Source organism: Rhodococcus sp. 5G237 (assembly GCF_053764735.1).
This window is the reverse complement of the sequence record NZ_JBSNCD010000002.1, coordinates 467,754-484,799: the sequence shown is the minus strand read 5'-3', so window position 1 is coordinate 484,799 and position 17,046 is coordinate 467,754. Positions and strand designations below refer to the sequence as shown.

Annotated in this window: 18 protein-coding genes and 1 pseudogene; 8 read left to right on the top strand and 11 right to left on the bottom strand. The window is 68.7% G+C overall.

Annotation, left to right across the window (positions count from 1 at the left end; all coding sequences use genetic code 11):
* Position 1: 1 nt before the first annotated feature.
* The gene (locus ACWPOC_RS05645; protein WP_455408165.1) at positions 2–676 is read right to left on the bottom strand and encodes a GOLPH3/VPS74 family protein; all 675 of its coding nucleotides are present in this window, start codon (positions 674–676) and stop codon (positions 2–4) included.
* 130 nt (positions 677–806) lie between these two features.
* On the opposite strand from ACWPOC_RS05645, the gene ACWPOC_RS05640 reads away from it, so the two are divergent.
* Positions 807–2,699 (top strand): propionyl-CoA synthetase, encoded by a 1,893-nt coding sequence (locus ACWPOC_RS05640; RefSeq protein WP_120281569.1) that lies wholly within the window; start codon positions 807–809, stop codon positions 2,697–2,699.
* A 69-nt stretch (positions 2,700–2,768) separates the two neighbouring features.
* On the opposite strand, the gene ACWPOC_RS05635 is transcribed toward ACWPOC_RS05640, so the two are convergent.
* Genes ACWPOC_RS05635 through ACWPOC_RS05625 form a run of 3 tightly spaced genes read right to left on the bottom strand, consistent with a single transcriptional unit; the run spans position 2,769 to position 4,560 of the window.
* Positions 2,769–3,011: a DUF3618 domain-containing protein gene (locus ACWPOC_RS05635; protein ID WP_120281568.1), complete on the bottom strand. Its 243-nt coding sequence runs from the start codon at positions 3,009–3,011 to the stop codon at positions 2,769–2,771.
* Entirely contained in the window at positions 3,008–3,433 is a 426-nt protein-coding gene (locus ACWPOC_RS05630; protein ID WP_060652009.1) for a phage holin family protein, read from the bottom strand. Before ACWPOC_RS05630 ends, ACWPOC_RS05635 begins: the two co-directional genes overlap by 4 nt.
* Complete coding sequence (locus tag ACWPOC_RS05625) at positions 3,430–4,560, bottom strand: YihY/virulence factor BrkB family protein (RefSeq protein ID WP_120281567.1); 1,131 nt, start codon at positions 4,558–4,560, stop codon at positions 3,430–3,432. Before ACWPOC_RS05625 ends, ACWPOC_RS05630 begins: the two co-directional genes overlap by 4 nt.
* A gap of 99 nt (positions 4,561–4,659) precedes the next feature.
* On the opposite strand from ACWPOC_RS05625, the gene ACWPOC_RS05620 reads away from it, so the two are divergent.
* From ACWPOC_RS05620 to ACWPOC_RS05605, 4 genes are read left to right on the top strand one after another with little or no spacing between them, the layout of a single operon-like run.
* Positions 4,660–5,169, top strand: coding sequence for a flavin reductase family protein (locus tag ACWPOC_RS05620; RefSeq protein ID WP_120281566.1), 510 nt, complete (start codon positions 4,660–4,662; stop codon positions 5,167–5,169).
* 37 nt (positions 5,170–5,206) lie between these two features.
* Entirely contained in the window at positions 5,207–5,983 is a 777-nt protein-coding gene (locus ACWPOC_RS05615) for a pyrimidine reductase family protein (protein ID WP_174246930.1), read from the top strand.
* Positions 5,973–6,464 carry a CinA family protein gene (locus ACWPOC_RS05610; protein WP_120281564.1) on the top strand — a complete coding sequence of 164 codons (492 nt, stop codon included), beginning with the start codon at positions 5,973–5,975 and terminating at the stop codon, positions 6,462–6,464. Before ACWPOC_RS05615 ends, ACWPOC_RS05610 begins: the two co-directional genes overlap by 11 nt.
* Before the next feature lie 44 nt (positions 6,465–6,508).
* Positions 6,509–7,021 carry a hypothetical protein gene (locus ACWPOC_RS05605; protein ID WP_120281563.1) on the top strand — a complete coding sequence of 171 codons (513 nt, stop codon included), beginning with the start codon at positions 6,509–6,511 and terminating at the stop codon, positions 7,019–7,021.
* On the opposite strand, the gene ACWPOC_RS05600 is transcribed toward ACWPOC_RS05605, so the two are convergent.
* The gene (locus ACWPOC_RS05600; RefSeq protein WP_120281562.1) at positions 7,004–8,803 is read right to left on the bottom strand and encodes an acyl-CoA dehydrogenase; all 1,800 of its coding nucleotides are present in this window, start codon (positions 8,801–8,803) and stop codon (positions 7,004–7,006) included. The genes ACWPOC_RS05605 and ACWPOC_RS05600 overlap by 18 nt on opposite strands.
* Positions 8,804–8,908: 105 nt before the next feature.
* Here ACWPOC_RS05600 and ACWPOC_RS05595 point away from each other — a divergent pair, with 105 nt between their 5' ends.
* Positions 8,909–9,589 carry a TetR/AcrR family transcriptional regulator gene (locus tag ACWPOC_RS05595; RefSeq protein ID WP_120281561.1) on the top strand — a complete coding sequence of 227 codons (681 nt, stop codon included), beginning with the start codon at positions 8,909–8,911 and terminating at the stop codon, positions 9,587–9,589.
* A 70-nt stretch (positions 9,590–9,659) separates the two neighbouring features.
* On the opposite strand, the gene ACWPOC_RS05590 is transcribed toward ACWPOC_RS05595, so the two are convergent.
* From ACWPOC_RS05590 to bla, 4 genes and pseudogenes are all read right to left on the bottom strand, one after another.
* A complete protein-coding gene (locus tag ACWPOC_RS05590) occupies positions 9,660–10,025 on the bottom strand; it encodes an FKBP-type peptidyl-prolyl cis-trans isomerase (RefSeq protein WP_039958015.1) in 366 nt (121 codons plus the stop codon).
* Between the two features lie 6 nt (positions 10,026–10,031).
* Positions 10,032–10,382: pseudogene (locus tag ACWPOC_RS05585) on the bottom strand (FKBP-type peptidyl-prolyl cis-trans isomerase); the annotation flags it as partial.
* A gap of 50 nt (positions 10,383–10,432) precedes the next feature.
* Positions 10,433–11,731, bottom strand: a complete 1,299-nt coding sequence (locus ACWPOC_RS05580; RefSeq protein WP_016694482.1) for a citrate synthase — start codon at positions 11,729–11,731, stop codon at positions 10,433–10,435.
* Between the two features lie 270 nt (positions 11,732–12,001).
* Positions 12,002–12,979 carry a class A beta-lactamase gene (gene bla / locus ACWPOC_RS05575; protein ID WP_455408164.1) on the bottom strand — a complete coding sequence of 326 codons (978 nt, stop codon included), beginning with the start codon at positions 12,977–12,979 and terminating at the stop codon, positions 12,002–12,004.
* A gap of 167 nt (positions 12,980–13,146) precedes the next feature.
* Between bla and ACWPOC_RS05570 the strand changes: the two genes are divergently transcribed.
* Together ACWPOC_RS05570 and ACWPOC_RS05565 are read left to right on the top strand one after the other, a co-directional pair.
* Positions 13,147–14,022 (top strand): LysR family transcriptional regulator, encoded by an 876-nt coding sequence (locus ACWPOC_RS05570; protein WP_455408163.1) that lies wholly within the window; start codon positions 13,147–13,149, stop codon positions 14,020–14,022.
* Complete coding sequence (locus ACWPOC_RS05565; protein WP_455408162.1) at positions 14,019–14,966, top strand: serine hydrolase; 948 nt, start codon at positions 14,019–14,021, stop codon at positions 14,964–14,966. The genes ACWPOC_RS05570 and ACWPOC_RS05565 overlap by 4 nt, the downstream gene beginning before the upstream one ends.
* Here the strand turns inward: ACWPOC_RS05565 and ACWPOC_RS05560 are convergent.
* Positions 14,949–16,217 carry an MFS transporter gene (locus ACWPOC_RS05560; RefSeq protein WP_159416588.1) on the bottom strand — a complete coding sequence of 423 codons (1,269 nt, stop codon included), beginning with the start codon at positions 16,215–16,217 and terminating at the stop codon, positions 14,949–14,951. The genes ACWPOC_RS05565 and ACWPOC_RS05560 overlap by 18 nt on opposite strands.
* Complete coding sequence (pdxH, locus tag ACWPOC_RS05555; protein WP_174247087.1) at positions 16,214–16,900, bottom strand: pyridoxamine 5'-phosphate oxidase; 687 nt, start codon at positions 16,898–16,900, stop codon at positions 16,214–16,216. The genes ACWPOC_RS05560 and pdxH overlap by 4 nt, the downstream gene beginning before the upstream one ends.
* Between the last annotated feature and the right edge of the window lie 146 nt (positions 16,901–17,046).

Below are 17,046 nucleotides of genomic sequence, written 5' to 3'. Positions count from 1 at the left end.
ATCAGCTCGAACCCGCCACCGCTCCGCCGGCCGCGACGGCGGCCATCATGGCGGCGTTGACGGACGCGACGGCGTCACGCACCGCCTTGGCCGCCCACTCGCCCTGCGCGATCTCCTTCGCCCGTTTCTTCACTGCCCGCTTGTCGGCGTCCGGGAACACCTTCGGAGCCGCATCCGCCGCCGACAGCAGCGCGATCAGCGCCGCGGTGCGTGGCTCCGGGGTCAGGCCGTCGATCAACGCCGCGCGGATCAGGTCGCGGACGCGCTGCTCGTGGGTGGAATCGATCGCGGGCCACTTCGTCGTCGGGAACACGCCGAGGATTCTCCCGCGCTCCTCCGAGACCCAGCCCTGCTCGACGACCCGCGCGAGAAGCTTCTCCTGCAGGCCCTTCTGCAGTTTCTCGATGGCCGCCGTCGGCTTCAGCGGCCTGCCCGAGCCGAGACGCTCGACCGCCTCGGCGAGGATGGGATCGGCGGGTCGTGCCTCGGTGCGTATCGCGATCCGCCCTTTCCTCACCTGCTTGCCCTCCGTGTCGACGGCCACCACGTCGTCGAGGGCGAGTTCGAGGAGCACCGCACCCGCAAGGACGCGGGGCAACTTCACTCCGTCGACGAGAGGCTTTCCCGATTCGTCGTCGAGAAGCAGGAGCAGCAGGTCTTCCGCGATCGAGGTCATGCGGCTCAGGGTAGGCACTTCGTCCGTTCGTCGCGTGGTTGTGTCCGTCCGACGCAGACCTGCAGCCACCCCCTTGCAGGTCACATAGAGTGGTTCGGGCCACAACCGCCGTCGAGGAAGGACACGAACGATGGGCTCGTACGAGGAGGCGTTCCGCCGGAGCACCGAGGATCCGGAGGGATTCTGGCTCGAGGCCGCCCGCGCGGTCGAGTGGGAGAGCGCGCCGACGCGAGCCCTCGACGACTCGGCGGCACCGTCGTACAAGTGGTTCCCGGACGGCACCCTGAACACCAGCGTCAACGCACTCGATCGGCACGTGGCCGCCGGGAACGGCGACCGTCCGGCCCTGATCTGGGATTCGGCGATGGTCCCGGCCAAGCGCACCTACACCTACGCCGAACTGCTCGACGAGGTCGCGAAGTTCGCCGGTGTGCTGCGCGACCAGGGTGTGGCGGCCGGCGATCGTGTGATCGTCTACATGCCGATGATCCCCGAGGCAGCGATCGCGATGCTCGCCTGCGCCCGCATCGGGGCGGTGCACTCGGTGGTGTTCGGCGGGTTCGCCGCGAAGGAACTCGCGACCCGCATCGACGACGCCACGCCGGTCGTGCTGGTCACGGCCTCCGGTGGCCTCGAACCCGGCCGCACCGTCGAATACCTCCCGATCGTCGAGCAGGCGATCGGTCTGTCGCCGACCCCGCCGCACACCGTGATCGTGAAGAACCGCGAGCAGATCCCCGGCTCGGCGGCCGACTACCAGACGTCCTCGGCGGCGTGGTTCGACTGGGACGAGCTGTGCGCCGACGCGGCCCCTGCGGAGCCCGTGACGGTCGCGGCGACCGACCCGCTCTACATCCTCTACACCTCCGGCACCACCGGGAAGCCCAAGGGCGTGGTCCGCGACAACGGTGGACACGCCGTGGCCCTGACGTGGTCGATGCGCAACATCTACGACATCGATCCGGGCGACGTGTGGTGGACCGCCTCCGATGTGGGCTGGGTGGTCGGCCACTCCTACATCGTCTACGGCCCGCTGCTGGTCGGAGCGACGACGGTGATGTACGAGGGCAAGCCCGTCGGCACCCCCGATGCGGGTGCGTTCTGGCGGATCATCGCCGAGAACGGCGTCAAGGCCCTGTTCACCGCTCCCACGGCGATTCGCGCTGTGCGCAAGGCGGATCCGAACGCCGAGGAATTGAAGAAGTACCCCATCGACTCGCTGCAGACGCTCTTCGCCGCCGGTGAGCGCCTCGACCCCGACACCTACCACTGGGCGACGAAGGTGCTCGACCGCCCGGTCGTCGACCACTGGTGGCAGACCGAGACGGGCTGGGCGATCGCCGCCAACCTGCGCGGCCTCGAGGCGATGCCGCTCAAGGCCGGCTCCCCCACCGTCCCCGTGCCGGGATACCGGGTCGAGATCGTCGACGGAGAGGGCAAGCCTGTCGATCCGAACACCGAGGGCAACATCGTCATCCGCCTGCCGTTGCCGCCGGGCACGCTCGCCGGCCTGTGGCAGGACGACGACCGGTACCGCCGCTCGTATCTCGACACCTTCCCCGGCTACTACCTCACCGGCGACTCGGGTTACGTCGACGAGGACGGCTACGTCTTCGTCCTCGGCCGGTCCGACGACGTGATCAACGTTGCCGGGCACCGGCTCTCGACCGGCAGCATGGAGGCCGTGGTGGCGTCGCATCCCGCCGTCGCCGAATGCGCCGTGGTGGGCATCCGCGACGAACTGAAGGGCCAGCGTCCGTCGGGTTACGTGGTGCTCAAGGCCGGTGTGGAGATCGATCCCGAGACCCTGCGTCAGGAACTCGTCACGATGGTCCGCGACCAGATCGGTGCGGTCGCGACCTTCCGCGACGTGACGGTGGTCCAGGCCCTGCCGAAGACGCGCTCCGGCAAGATCCTCCGCAAGACCATGCGGCAGATCGCCGACCACGAGGAGTACACCGTGCCGTCGACGATCGAGGACCCCGCCGTGCTCGACGCGCTGAAGGAACAGCTCGGCGGCTGACCGACCCCGACCCGCACGGATCGGCGGACGGAGACCTCGTCTCCGTCCGCCGAGTGCATTGCATTCAGGTCACTTCCGTCGTCGGCGCCTCACGAGCACCAGCACGAGCACGGCCGCGACGACTCCTCCGGCCACCGCGATCAGATCGGGCCGGTTGCGGACCTCCTCGGCGCGTTCGGCCGCGGACTGCTTGACCCGGGTGGGCACGTCGAGTCTGTCGGTGAGTTCGCCGACGGTCGCGGCGAGTTCGGCCCGTTGACGTTCGATGTCGGCCACCTCGTCCGGACGACCACCGTTGTCGGATGCGGTCACTTCGTTGCTCCCTTCGCGGCGTCGATGTCGGCGCGGACACTGGCGACCGTGCGTTCCGGCACGGGCGGTGCGGCGTTCTTCGCCTTCGAGGCCCCGACCGCGGCGAGGATGCCACCGACGGCGAGCACCACGAGCGCGACGATCAGAGCCGCGAGCCACGGTTCGACGGCGGTGGCGAGGCCGAGCACCGCCGTCGCGATCAGCGTCGCCAGACCGAGGAACAACAGGATCGCTCCCGCACCCGAGATCCCCACGCCCACACCGATGCGGGTGCCCTTGGACTTGACCTCCTCGAGCGCGTGCGAGACCTCGGTCCGCACCAGGGTCGAGACCTGTTCGGTGAGTCGCTCGGTGAGCTCGACCGTGGACAGGTTCTTCGGTTGTTCGGCCACGGGGCGTGCATTACCGGTGGGTGTCGTCATCGCGGATTCCTTTCCGTCGTGGGCACGGTAGGGCCCACGGGGTCGGCCGCCTCTCCGGAGGAGCCGTCGGGGTTGTCGGTGCTGTGGGCTTCACGCAGCCTGCGCCCGTGCTCGACGAGTTCTTCCAGCTTGGCGGCGTTCTTCTCGCTGACGCGCGAATCACGTTCGGGCAGTTGCAGTGTCTTCTCGGCAGGCATACCGGCCTGCAGCTGACGGCCACGCTCCATCTCGGCGTCGAACTCGGCACCGAACAACAGGGCCAGATTGGTGATCCACAACCACAGCAGGAAGATCACCGCGCCGGCGAGTGAACCGTAGGTCTTGTTGTAGCTGCCGAAATTCGAGACGTAGAAGGCGAATACCACCGAGGCCACGATCCACACGACGATCGCGATGAGCGATCCCAGACTGACCCAGCGGAACTTCGGCTGGGACACGTTGGGCGTCGCGTAGTACAGCACCGCGACGATCATGACCACCAGTGCGAGCATCACGGGCCACTTGACGATGTTCCACACCGTCACGGCGGTGTCGCCGAGACCGATGACGTCGCCGATCGTGCGTGCGACCGGACCGCTGATCACGAGCATCAGGGCGGTCGCACCGGCGGCCACCAGGGCCACAGCAGTGATCAGCAGCATCAACGGGCGCAGCTTCCAGACGGGCCGGCCCTCTTCGATCTCGTAGATCCGGTTCATAGCGCGGCCGAACGCGCCGACATATCCCGATGCGGACCACAACGCGCCGAGAATACCGACGACCAGGGCGAATCCGGCTGTCGGTGCAGACACGAGCTGTTCGATCGGCCCTCGCAGGGTGTCGACGGCGGAGGACGGTCCGAGGTCCTCGACCATGCCGAGCACCGTATCGACCGTCGTCTGCCCCTGACCGAACACGCCGAGCAACGAGACCACGACGAGCAGGGCGGGGAACAACGACAGGACGGCGTAGTACGTCAGTGCGGCGGCGAGATCGGTGCACTGGTCTCGACTGAACTCTCGAATCGTCCTGCGCAGCACATATTTCCACGACGGCGTGGACAGATCGGTCGGAGAGTCGGGTTTGCGCGGGTCATCGGGGGCGAGGGTGGCACCCGATGATCCGTCACCTTTGTGCTCGGCGTCCATACTGCGGCGGGTACCCCATGTCACACACCGACCAAACTCACAGCCGCGCCGCGGCCGAACCCACCGCCGGAGCAGTGCAGCGGCCGTACGATTCCGCTCATGGCCGACACCCCACTCGAAGGATCCGCCGACGGTTTCGCGGACATCGCCTCGCAGCTCGACTACCCGATGTTCATCGTCACCGCATTCGACGGTGAGGAACGCAGCGGTTGCCTGATCGGCTTCGCGACCCAGTCCGCGATCGATCCGGCCCGCTTCCTGGTGGCGCTGTCGAACAAGAACCGGACCTACCGGGTGGCGTCGAAGGCGAAGCACCTCGCCGTGCACGTCCTGACCCCGGCCGACCGCGAACTGGCGGCCCTGTTCGGCGAGCACACCGGCGACGACATCGACAAGTTCGAGCGCTGCTCATGGCGCGAGGGACCCCACGGACTGCCTGTGCTGGACGGTCCGCGCGCGTGGTTCGTCGGCCGGATCCTCGAGACCTTCACGACCGGCGACCACGGAGGCTTCCTCCTCGAACCCGAGCGCGGTGAGCTCCGCGGCGACCTGGACCGCCTCATGACCTTCAAGTCCGTGGGCGATCTCGACGCCGGGCACGGCGCGTGACGTGCATCCGGCGGGCGGGAGTGGTCTGATCGGCGACATGCGACGACTCGACGACACCGATGCGGCGCAGCACGTGGACGACACGGCGCTGCGCGCTCTCTACGCCTACCCCGACGACCTGCCCCGGCCGTGGATGCGGATCAACTTCGTGTCCTCCCTCGACGGAGCCGTGGCGGTCGAGGGACGATCCGGTGCCCTCGGCTCGCCCGCCGACAAGAAGGTCTTCGGGCTGTTGCGCGAACTCGCCGATGTGATCCTTGTGGGCGCGGGCACCGTGCGGGCCGAGAACTACGGCGGCGCGAGGACCAGCGAGGCCCTGCGCGCGCGCCGCGAGGAGGCCGGACTTTCTCCGATACCGCCGGTCGCGGTGGTGACCGCCTCGTGCGACCTGCCGTCCGACCTGCGCCTGTTCACCGACACGACGATCCCACCGGTGGTCTTCACGACCGCACGAGCCCCCGAGACCGCCCGGCGCGCGGTGGAGGCCGCCGGAGGCGACGTCCGCGTCATCGCCGACGCGGTGATCGACGGGCCCTCCCTGCTCGCGGCGATCGGCGAGGCGGGTTGGCTCCGGGTGCTGTGCGAGGGCGGACCGAATCTGTTCGGCCGCTTGATCGAGGACGGCGTCGTCGACGAGCTGTGCCTGACCTGGGCTCCGGTCCTGGCCGCCGGTAACGCCGCGCGTATCGCGCACTCGCCGACCGCCGCTCTGACACCCCTGCGACGTGCGCACCTGGTGTGCGACGACGACGGCACCCTGCTCACCCGCTGGGTGCGACCCGATGCTCTGGAAGGAGACACGCATGGCCGATGACGACGTGGTGGAGGGGACGGACACCTCCGACGAGTTGATCGAGCAGCTGGCACGGCTCGCCTCCGACAAGGAGCTGACACTCGGCTGCGCGGAGTCGCTCACCGCGGGCACGCTCGCAGCCCGCCTGGGTGCCGCGAAGGGCAGCTCCGACTGGTTCCGCGGCGGCATCGTCGCGTACTCGCGCGAGGTCAAGTACGGCCTGCTCGAGGTTGCGGAAGGCCCGGTCGTGTGCGAGAGCGCGGCGCGCACGATGGCGGAGAGCACCTCCCGCCTCCTGGGCGCGGACATCGTCGTCGCCGTGAGCGGCGCCGGTGGACCCGACCCACAGGACGGCCGGCCGCCCGGCACGGTCTGCTTCGCCACGACCGGTCCGGACGGCACCCGCAGCGAGGAGCAGCGCTTCGACGGTGATCCCCAGGATGTGCTCGCGAAGACGGTGCGTCACGCCTTGTCGTTGCTCGTCGAGCGTGCGTCCGCCTGAAAATCGGATGCGATCTCCTACCCCCGGGGCCTAACGTGACGAGCATGCGCGTCGTCTTCACGAAGGGTCCCGGCATCGGGTACGAGATCGCGGTGCATCGCGACACCGGTCCGGAGCTCGCTCCGCGCAACGGCCCGGGCGGTCACCCCTATCTCCCCCACGACCTCGTGCACCTGCTGGTCGAGAGGGAGGCGGGTATCGAACTCGGTGTCTTCGGGCAGTTGGCCGCGGGCGGCAACGGCATGTTCTGGCCCGTCGACAACGCGGAGCGGACCCGCGCGGGACGGCGTCGCCGGTCGAAGAAGCAGACGATGTCGCCGCGCGCGGAGGCCGACACGATCAGGTCGGAGACACTGGCGCGCATCGCCGTTCCCGTCTGGGAGGTGCGGCGCGGTCTGGCGCGGAGCCTTCCGGCATATGTGTCCGCGCACGACGTCACCCCGGTGGTCGACCGGATCGTGGACACCTTCGACGACCACGCCGACCGGTGGCATGCGCTACCGGTCGGCGGGTCGTTGACGGTCGCCTGGAAGGTGTCGCTACAGAACCGAGGGTGACACGTCGAGGGTCGTGCGGTCGAGACTCGCGAGCAGATCGAACTGCGGACCGGTCCTGGGCAGTTCGAAGCGGAAGAAATACCGCGCGGCGGCGCGCTTCCCATCGAAGAAGTCGCCCTCGCGGTCGCCCACCGCGAGGAGCTGCTCGAGCCACATCCACGCCACCACCACGTGCCCGACAGCTTCGAGGTAGACCGACGAGTTGGCCAGGGCCACAGCGGGATCACCGGTGGACCACAACGTCGCGGTCGTTTCCGCGACGCGCGCCACGGCCGAGCCCAGTTGCTCCGCGTAGGCGGCGGCGTCACCCCCGGCCTGCGTCGCCCGGGTGATGGTCTCTCCTACCGCTTCGCCGAGCAGCGCGAGAGCGGCACCGCCCTGCATGATCACCTTGCGGCCGAGCAGGTCGAGACCCTGGATGCCGTGCGTGCCTTCGTGAATGGGGTTGAGGCGGTTGTCGCGGTAGAACTGCTCGACGTCGAACTCGCGGGTGTAGCCGTAGCCGCCGAGCACCTGGATCGCGAGGCTGTTGGCCTCGAGGCACCACTGCGACGGCCAGGACTTCGCGATGGGAGTGAGCAGGTCCAGCAGCAGACCGGCGCGGGTGCTCTCGCCGTCGCTCTCGGCGGTGCGCTGCACGTCGACGAGCTTCGAGCAGTACAGCCCCAGCGCGAGCGCTCCCTCGACATAGGACTTCTGCGCCAACAACATTCGTCGCACATCGGCGTGTTCGACGAGCGACACCTGCGGCGAGGCCGGATCCTTGGCGCCGAGCGGCCGGCCCTGCGTGCGGGTACGGGCGTAGTCGAGCGACTGCAGGTACCCGGCGTAGCCGAGGGAGGTGGCGAGGAAGCCGACGCCGATCCGGGCCTCGTTCATCATGTGGAACATGTACGACAGGCCCTTGTGCGCCTCACCGAGCAGATAGCCGACCGCGCCGGCCTCACCGCCCGGGGTGTGGACGCCCTCGCCGAAGTTGAGCAGGGTGTTGGTGGTGCCGCGGTTGCCCATCTTGTGGTTGAGGCCGACGAGCGCAACGTCGTTGCGTTCGCCGAGCGCGCCGTCGGCCTCGACGAGGAACTTCGGGACGATGAACAGCGAGATGCCCTTCACGCCGTCCGGTCCGCCGGGGATCTTGGCGAGGACGAGGTGGACGATGTTCTCGGTGAGTTCGTGGTCACCGCCGGAGATCCACATCTTGGTGCCGGTCAGCCGGTAGGTGCCGTCGGCGGCGGGCACGGCCCTGGTGGTGATGTCGGCGAGCGACGAACCGGCCTGCGGTTCGGACAGGCACATGGTGCCGAAGAAGCGGCCTTCGAGCATCGGCGGCACGAAGGTCTCGATCTGCTCGTCGCTGCCGTGGGTGACCAGCAGGCTCGCGTTGGCGGCGGTGAGGAAGGGATAGGCCGAGGTGCCGGCGTTCGCGGCCTGGAACCACGCCATCGATGCGCGCTGCACGGTGACCGGCAGTTGCATGCCGCCGTGCTCCTCGTCGAACCCGCCGGCGAGGAGTCCTGCCTTGCAGAACAGGTCGAGCGCGTCCTTGACTTCGGGGATGATCTCGACGCGACCGTCCTCACCGATGCGGGGTTCTTGGGCGTCGCCCTTCTTGTTGTGGGTCGCGAAGTGCTTGGTGGCGATGTCGGCGCTCAGGTCGAGCACGGCGTCGAAGGTCTCCCGGGAGTGCTCGCCGAAGCGGTCCCGAGCGGTGAGGGACTCGATGTCGAGCCAGTCGTACAGGAGGAAGTCCAGGTCGCGGCGGGACAGTACGGGAGAGGGCATCGAGGATCCTTTCGGGCGACTCGATATCGGCCGTAGCAGGAACGAACTCAGCAGGAACGAACTGAGCAAGAGCGAACTAAGCGCTCACTCAGTAGACCAACGACGGTGCATGATGTCAACGACGCCTTCTCCGCGAGCCGCAGGACGGACCCCGTGACCGACACACCCGAGCAGACCCCCGACGCCTCTCTTGTCACAGCGCTGCCAGGCGGTGGATCCGAGGTCGCGCGCCGGCTGGTCGCCTCCGCGGTGGAGTCCTTCGCACGCCGCGGCTACCACGCGACCACCACCCGCGACATCTCCGTCGGCGCAGGGTTGAGCCCCGCGGCGCTCTACGTGCACTTCCCGTCCAAGGAGGCCGTACTCTTCGAGGCCGGCCGCAACGGGCACCACCACGTCCTCGAGGAGGTCGAGAGCGCCGCCGCGAGTTCCACCGACCCGATCGAGCGGATCCGCGCCATCGTCGACCGTTTCGTGCGGATCCACGCCGTGCACCACACCACCTGCCGGGTCGCGCAGTACGAACTGCACGCGCTCTCGGAGGAGCACTACCGCGAGATCGCGGAGATCCGCAGGCGCACCGACGCCGTGGTCCGGGAGGTCATCTCCTCGGGTGTCGACAGTGGCGCGTTCCGGGTCGGCGACGTGCCCACCGCAGCGCTGGCGATCCTGTCGCTGGGGATCGACGTCGCCCGCTGGTACCGGCCCGGCCGCGTGGACGTCGACGATCTGGCCCGCAACTATGTCGACCTCGCGTTGTCGATGCTCGGGGCGCCCCGGAACTGAACGACGACGAGGCCCGCAACACCGGTGGTCTCACCGGTGTTGCGGGCCTCGGATGTCGTTGCGGGTCCGGTTATCCGACGCCGAGCAGATCGATCACGAAGACCAGCGTCTTGCCTCCGAGCGGATGCCCGGAACCGGCCGGTCCGTACGCGAGCTGCGGGGGCACCGTGAGCTTGCGGCGTCCACCGACGCGCATGCCCGGAATGCCTTCCTGCCAGCCCGGGATCAGACGTCCGAGCGGGAAGCGGACGGAGTCGCCACGAGCGAACGACGAGTCGAACACATCGTTGGTGTCGTACTCCACGCCGTGGTAATGCACGTCGACCACACCGCCGGGCTGCGCTTCGTCGCCGTCACCGATGGTGATGTCCTCGATGACGAGATCGGCGGGCGCCGGGCCGGTGGCCGGTTCGACCGTCGGAACCTCCGGCGGCACCTGCACGGCGAGCAGGTCGATGATGAACACGAGCGTCTTGCCCGACAGGCGGTGTCCCGATCCGGCGGGACCGTAGGCGAGCTCCGGCGGGATGGTCAGCTGGCGACGGCCGCCGACCTTCATGCCCGGGATGCCCTCCTGCCAGCCGGCGATCAGACCGGACAGCGGGAAGGTGATGGACTCACCACGGCTCCACGACGAGTCGAACTCTTCACCGGTATCGAACTCGACCCCGACGTAGTGGACTTCGACCTTCGATCCGGGCTCCGCTTCGGCACCTTCGCCGACCACCAGGTCCTTGATGACCAACTGGGTGGGGGCGGGACCCTCCTGGAACTCGATTTCGGGCTTTGTCATGCGTGTCTCCTCGTCGGGATTCGGTCGATCTTTCCGGTCGCTACGAGGGTTCAGCGCTCCTCGAGGGACGTGTACGGGCGCTCGGTGTAACCGGTGTAGATCTGACGCGGACGGCCGATCTTCAGGGTCGGGTCCGAGTGCATCTCACGCCAGTGCGCGATCCAGCCGGGCAGGCGACCCAGAGCGAACAGCACGGTGAACATGCGGTCCGGGAAGCCCATCGCACGGTAGATCAGGCCCGTGTAGAAGTCGACGTTCGGGTACAGCTTGCGCTCGATGAAGTAGTCGTCCGTGAGGGCGGCCTCTTCGAGCTTCATGGCGATCTCGAGCAGTTCGTCGCCCGCACCGAGCTTCTTGAGGATGCGGTCGGCGGTCTTCTTGACGATCGCGGCCCGCGGGTCGTAGTTGCGGTAGACGCGGTGCCCGAAGCCCATGAGCTTCACGCCGTCTTCCTTGTTCTTGACCTTGCGGACGAAGTCCTTGACGTCGCCGTCGGACTTCTGGATGCCGTCGAGCATCTCGAGCACGGCCTGGTTGGCGCCGCCGTGCAGCGGACCCCACAGTGCGTTGATGCCGCCCGAGATGGACGTGAAGAGGTTGGCGTCGGAGGAACCGACGAGGCGCACCGTCGACGTCGAGCAGTTCTGCTCGTGATCGGCGTGCAGGATGAGCAGCATGTCGAGCGCCTGAGCGATCTCGGGATCGATCTCGTAGGGCTCGGCCGGGAAGCCGAAGGTCATGCGCAGGAAGTTCTCGACCAGCGACAGCGAGTTGTCGGGGTAGAGGAAGGGCTGACCGACCGACTTCTTGTAGGCGTAGGCCGCGATGGTCGGCAGCTTGGCGAGCAGACGGATCGTCGACAGCTCGACCTGCTCGGAGTCGTCCGGATCGAGGGAGTCGGGGTAGTACGCCGACAGAGCGTTGACCGCGCTCGACACGACGGGCATCGGGTGCGCATTGCGCGGGAAGCCGTCGAAGAACCGCTTGAGATCCTCGTGCAGGAGGGTGTGGCGGCGGATCTTGTCGGTGAAGACCTCGAGCTGCTCCGCAGTCGGCAGCTCACCGTAGATCAGCAGGTAGCTGACCTCGATGAACGTCGACTTCTCGGCGAGCTGCTCGATCGGGTATCCGCGGTACCGCAGAATGCCCTTCTCGCCGTCGATGTACGTGATCGCCGACTTCGTGGAGGCGGTGTTGACGAAACCCGGGTCGAGGGTGGTGTACCCGGTCGCCGCGAGGAGCTTGCCCAGCTCGATACCGTCATTGCCTTCCGTCGCCTTGGCGATCGACATCGTGTGTTCGCCACCGGGGTAGCTGAGGGTGGGGTTGGTGTCATTCTCAGCGGGCACGAAGGATCCCTCTCAAGCTCAGACCTACGAGAAACTTCCGGACATTCACGTAGAACCTAGCCGTAGCGCGGGGTATGCGCTGAGGCAGGGTCCGCCGAAAGTCCCCGATCGGTATGTCGTCCATGTGGGTTCCGAACGCTCGCCCGCACCCTCCGCGACTGCGCCGCAAGGCCGGCACACGCCGATAACCTGCGGCAATACTACCCGGGTCTCACCAAGGTCGTTACGCGGGGATCTGCGCGTATCGGCGCCCCACGCCGGCCCCTGTACTCACGGCACGGCGAAGAGTGCGTCGACCAGCACGGCGGTGGTCTCCGCGACGGGCGCGCCCTCGAGGGGCGCGTCGGGGTCACCGGTGGTCGAGTCCGACAGGATCGCCAGCAGCAGCGGTTGCCCGTCCGGCGACCACACCACCCCGGCGTCGTTCACCGTCCCGTGATTGCCCCCGCCCGTCTTGTCCGCCGACGTCCATCCCGGCGGCAATCCCCCGCGGATCCGGGTGTCCGAGGTGGTGGTCGCGCGCATCCAGCCGAGCAGAGTCCGCTGTTGCGGAGCGGGCAGCCCCGAGCCGAGGAGCACCTCCCGGAAGCCGCGGGCGAGTCCGGCAGCGGTGGTGGTGTCGCGCTCGTCGCCCCGTGCCGCCTCGTTGAGTTCGGGTTCCCAGCGATCGAGCCGGGTGGTCTCGTCCCCGACGGAACGGGCGAAGGCGGTGACGGCCTCGGGTCCGCCGATCCGTTGGAGCATCAGGTTTCCGGCGGTGTTGTCGCTGCGGGTGAGTGCGGCCTCGCACAGCCGGTCGATCGGCAGTACGCGCCCCTGATGTTCCGAGGTCACCGGCGAATTGACGACGATGTCCTCCGGGTCGATCGGGAGGGTCTCGTCGAGACGGAGGGATCCTTCCGCCTCGAGTCGCAGGATCGCGGCGGCGGCGTAGACCTTGAACGGAGAACAGATCGCGAACCGTTCGTCGGCCCGGTAGGTGTGGACGCGCCCGGTCACCGGCGACTGGGCGACCACACCGAGTCGTACGGCGTAGCGGTCCTCGATCTCCCGGAGACGCTCGTCGACACCGGCGGCGAGCAACTGTGTGTCGGGCACCGAATCGGCCGTCGTCGACGGGATCGTGTCGACCGGACCGTCCTGCGACCCGCAGGCCGTCGCTGCGGCGACGGAGGACAGGGCAAGGGCGGAGTGGAGAAAACCCCTGCGCGACAATCTGTTCCGGAGGAGTGAATCGGTGGGTGTCATGCCGACAGGACACCACCGACGGGAATCGTCCCGCCAATACCCACCCGCCGTCCGCACGAGTCGGAAAAACTATCGCCGCTGTTGGAGACGGGAACGACGGACGGGATCCGGCCGCGCGACACGCCGGGTCGGCGAATCGTCCGCCCGTACTGATTGAATCCCCTGCCATGGACCTGATCCGCCACCTCCGGTTCTTCGTCACCGTCGCGGAGGAAGGACACTTCGGCCGGGCCGCAGCGGTGCTCGACATGACGCAACCTCCTCTGTCACAAGGACTTCGGAAACTCGAGCAGCATCTCGGTTCCGAACTCGTGCATCGCACCAGGCAGGGAGCGGTCCTCACGCCCGCCGGAGCCGAGCTGCTCCCCCGCGCTCGTCTCCTCGTCGACGACGCCGATCGTTTCCTCGCCGAGGCCGGACGCGTCGCCCGCGCCCGGGGTCTTCTGCACTGGGGTGCCACCCGCGCACTACCCGACCGTCTGGTCACTCTGTGCGTCACCGCTCTGAGCAGACGCGGTGAGGCGACGGTGTCGACGCGTTCCGCGAGCACCGTCGAACTCGTCGACGCCGTCCGCTCGGGCATGTGCGATCTCGCCGTCGTCGAACATCCGGCCCTGACCGAAGGACTCGACGCCGGACCGGTGGTCAAACTCCGGCGATGGCTGGTCGTGCCGGACGACCACCGCAGCGCCCGCTCCGACCGGCCCCGGTTGCCGATGCTCTCCGACCTGACGTTCGCCGCGCCGCCGCGGACGGGGAACCCCGCGGCCTTCGACGCGGTGCAGGATCTGCTGCGCGAACGAGGACTCGATGTCGAGACCACCCCGGCGGCGGACGACCGCGCGGTGCTCGCCGCCGTGGCCGCCGGTACCCACTTCGGGATGTCGACCTCACCACCCGGCTCGGTGCCCGGCGTGGCCTGGCTGGACTGGGCTCCGTCCGCACTGGCCCTGCGGGTGCGCATCGTCCGGCGTGCCGACGCCGACGTCGGTGCGCACGTCGACGCCCTCGACCGCGTGCTGTTCAAGGAACGGGTCCGGTGAACGGCGAGGAACGGCGAGACAGTGCGGTCGACCGGATCCGGGCGGTGTTCGCGGATGCCGGGTGCACGGGATGGCTGCACGTCCGCCGGTGTTCGGATCCGCGTGCGGCGATGTTGTCGGTGCGCGGGGACGAACGCGTGGTGCTCGCGTCGGTGTACAAGCTTCCGCTGTTCCTCGCGTTCTGCGCGGAGGTGGACGCAGGCCGGCTCGACGCATCCGGGCAGCTGCGGATCGTGCCGTCGGACTGCACCCCCGGCCCGACCGGGATCGCGAGCTTCCGGGATCCGGTGACGATGAGCCGACGCGACGTGGCCGCATCGATGATGACGGTGTCCGACAACGCGGCGGCCGACGTGCTGCTCGGCGAGATCGGCACGACCGCTGTCGAGGAACTGCTCGCGCGCCTCGGACTCACACGGACCCGGATCATCGGTGGCACGGCGGACGTCTATCAGCGCCTCGTCGAGGAGACGGACACCCGCACCACCGTCGAGGCGTTCCGGGCGCTCACCGACATCGACGCCGCCTGGACCGTCTCGGCGTACGACCCGGCCTACACGAGCGCGACCACCCCGGAGGAGATGACCCGGCTGCTCGAGGCCGTGTGGTCGGGCTCGGTGCTCTCGCCCGAGAGCACCGCCTTCGCGCAGCAGGTGATGCGCGCCCAGATCTGGCCGCACCGCATCGCGTCGGGCTTCCCGCATCGCGGGGTCGCGATCGCAGGCAAGACCGGCACGATCGGCATCATCCGCAACGAGGTGGCGGTCGTCGAGTTCCCCGGCGAGTATCCGATCGCCGTCGCAGTGTTCACCCGCGCCGCCCGCGCGGATCCCGTACTGCCGGTCGTCGACGCTGCGATCGGTGAAGCCGCGCGCATCGCCGTCACCGAGCTGCGTGCTCCCCTGCCGGGCGACTCCGCAGGTCCGTCATCCGAGAGTGCGTGAGACCCGGTACCGGACGAAGGCCGGGAAGGCGACGACGCACACGAGCGTGCCGACGATTACGAGGACGCCGCCGCCGGCCGCGGCGACCGCGGTTCCTGCCGCGGCCGCGGCGGCGCCGTGGAGCACGTCGCCGATGCGCGGTCCTCCCGCGACGACGACGATGAACACGCCCTGCAACCGGCCGCGCATCTCGTCGGTGGCGACGGTCTGCAGCATCGTCGAGCGGAAGGCCGCGGACACCATGTCGACCGCCCCGCCGAACGCCAGGAAGAACAGGGCGACCCACAGCAGCAGACCGCTGCCGTCGGGCTCGGCCCACCACACCGCGGCGCCGAAGCCGACCATCGCCACGCCCCACAGGACGATGCACACGATCACGGCGAGACCCTGGCGCTGCACCCGCGGCAGCCATCCGGAGAAGACGCCGCCGACCACCGCGCCGACCGACATCGCCGCGAACAGCAGACCGAGGGCGAAGCCGCCCTGCGCCGGATCGCCGAACGACTCGTGGGCGATCTGCGGGAACAGGGCACGCGGCATCCCGAACACCATGGCGACGATGTCGACGACGAACGACGCCAGCAGGATCTTCTGGCCGGACAGGTACCGGAAGCCGTCGAAGACCGCGCGCAGCCCGGCCTTGGTGACCTCGCCGAGCGGCGGAATCGCCGGGAGTCGCACCACCGCCCACAGCGTGGCCAGCAGGAAGATCGCGTCCAGCAGGTAGAGGGTGGACAGTCCCACGACGGGTATGAGGGCCCCGGCGAACAGCGGGCCCGCGATGGCGCCGAACTGCACGACGGTCATGTTCAGCGAGGTGGCGGCCGCGATCTGCCCTACCGGCAGCAGCCGAGGGATGATCGCCGCGCGGGTCGGCTGGTTCACCGCGAAGAACGCCTGTTGCAGCGAGAACAGGCACAACAGCACCCACACGTTGTTCAGCCCGCTCGCCGCCTGCACCCACAACAACACGGACGTGACGCCGAGACCGGTGGAGGTGATGAGCAGCAACTTGCGGCGGTCCATCGCGTCGGCGAGCGCCCCTCCCCACAGTCCGAAGACCACGAGCGGCACGAGCCCGAACACACCGGTCAGCCCCACATAGGCAGAGTTGCGGGTGATCTCGTAGATCTGCTGAGGAACGGCGACGACCGCCATCTGTGCACCGATGACGGTGACGATCCCGGCCCACCACAGCCGGGCGTAGTCCTTGTTGCGCAGCGGTGTGGTGTCGGCGAGCAGCCGCCTCACGGTTGCAGACGCTCGGTGATCCAGCGACCGTCCACCAGCCGGGTCCGGATCCGGTTGTGCAACCGGTTGGGCCGGCCCTGCCAGAACTCGACCGACTCGGGGACGATGCGGAATCCGCCCCAGAACGGCGGCACCGGGATGTCGTCGTCGACCTCGTAGCGCTCGGCGGCCTCGACGAGGGCGTGCTCGAGATCGGCGCGTTCGGCCACGGGACGCGACTGCTGCGACGCCCATGCGCCCAGGCGGGATCCGCGCGGCCGCGTCTGCCAGTATGCGAGGGTCTCCTCGTCGGACACGCGGACGACCGGTCCGCGGACGGTCACCTGCCGGTAGACGGGCAACCAGAGGAAGGTCGCCGAGGCATAGGGGTGCCCGGCCAGATGGCGGCCCTTGTCGGACTCGAAGTTGGTGAAGAAGGTCAGGCCGTCGGCGTCGATCTTCTTGCACAGCACGGTGCGGGTCGCCGGGTGTCCGTGCTCGTCGACGGTCGCGAGCACCATCGCGTTCGGCTCGGGCACCGCGGTGGCGACCGCGTTCGCAAACCACGTACGCACCAGCGGAAGCCAGCCCTCGGCGACATCGCCGGGGGTGAGATCGCGGTCGGCCGGGGACTCGTCGGTCGGCCCGGCCGGGCTGTAGTCGACACGCATACGCGCGAGGTCGTCACCCTCGGGGCGCGGCAACGGGAAATCGGACGGCACGAACGACGACGGTACTCCCGGCATCCGGGCGGCGACGCTCGGACCACGGGCGCTACAGTTTTCACGACGACCCGAGTGGGGCGCCGATCACACCTGACGGTGACCTCATTCCACCGGCAGCGCGGCTC

What these genes read in the sequence shown, in the direction of transcription:
- ACWPOC_RS05610 (WP_120281564.1), top strand. Translation starts at nt 5,973, where the DNA reads ATGGCCGATGACGACGTGGTGGAGGGGACGGACACCTCCGACGAGTTG.
- ACWPOC_RS05630 (WP_060652009.1), bottom strand. Translation starts at nt 3,433, where the DNA reads ATGACGACACCCACCGGTAATGCACGCCCCGTGGCCGAACAACCGAAG.
- ACWPOC_RS05620 (WP_120281566.1), top strand. Translation starts at nt 4,660, where the DNA reads ATGGCCGACACCCCACTCGAAGGATCCGCCGACGGTTTCGCGGACATC.
- ACWPOC_RS05645 (WP_455408165.1), bottom strand. Translation starts at nt 676, where the DNA reads ATGACCTCGATCGCGGAAGACCTGCTGCTCCTGCTTCTCGACGACGAA.
- ACWPOC_RS05570 (WP_455408163.1), top strand. Translation starts at nt 13,147, where the DNA reads ATGGACCTGATCCGCCACCTCCGGTTCTTCGTCACCGTCGCGGAGGAA.
- ACWPOC_RS05615 (WP_174246930.1), top strand. Translation starts at nt 5,207, where the DNA reads ATGCGACGACTCGACGACACCGATGCGGCGCAGCACGTGGACGACACG.
- ACWPOC_RS05625 (WP_120281567.1), bottom strand. Translation starts at nt 4,560, where the DNA reads ATGGACGCCGAGCACAAAGGTGACGGATCATCGGGTGCCACCCTCGCC.
- ACWPOC_RS05640 (WP_120281569.1), top strand. Translation starts at nt 807, where the DNA reads ATGGGCTCGTACGAGGAGGCGTTCCGCCGGAGCACCGAGGATCCGGAG.
- ACWPOC_RS05605 (WP_120281563.1), top strand. Translation starts at nt 6,509, where the DNA reads ATGCGCGTCGTCTTCACGAAGGGTCCCGGCATCGGGTACGAGATCGCG.
- bla (WP_455408164.1), bottom strand. Translation starts at nt 12,979, where the DNA reads ATGACACCCACCGATTCACTCCTCCGGAACAGATTGTCGCGCAGGGGT.
- ACWPOC_RS05600 (WP_120281562.1), bottom strand. Translation starts at nt 8,803, where the DNA reads ATGCCCTCTCCCGTACTGTCCCGCCGCGACCTGGACTTCCTCCTGTAC.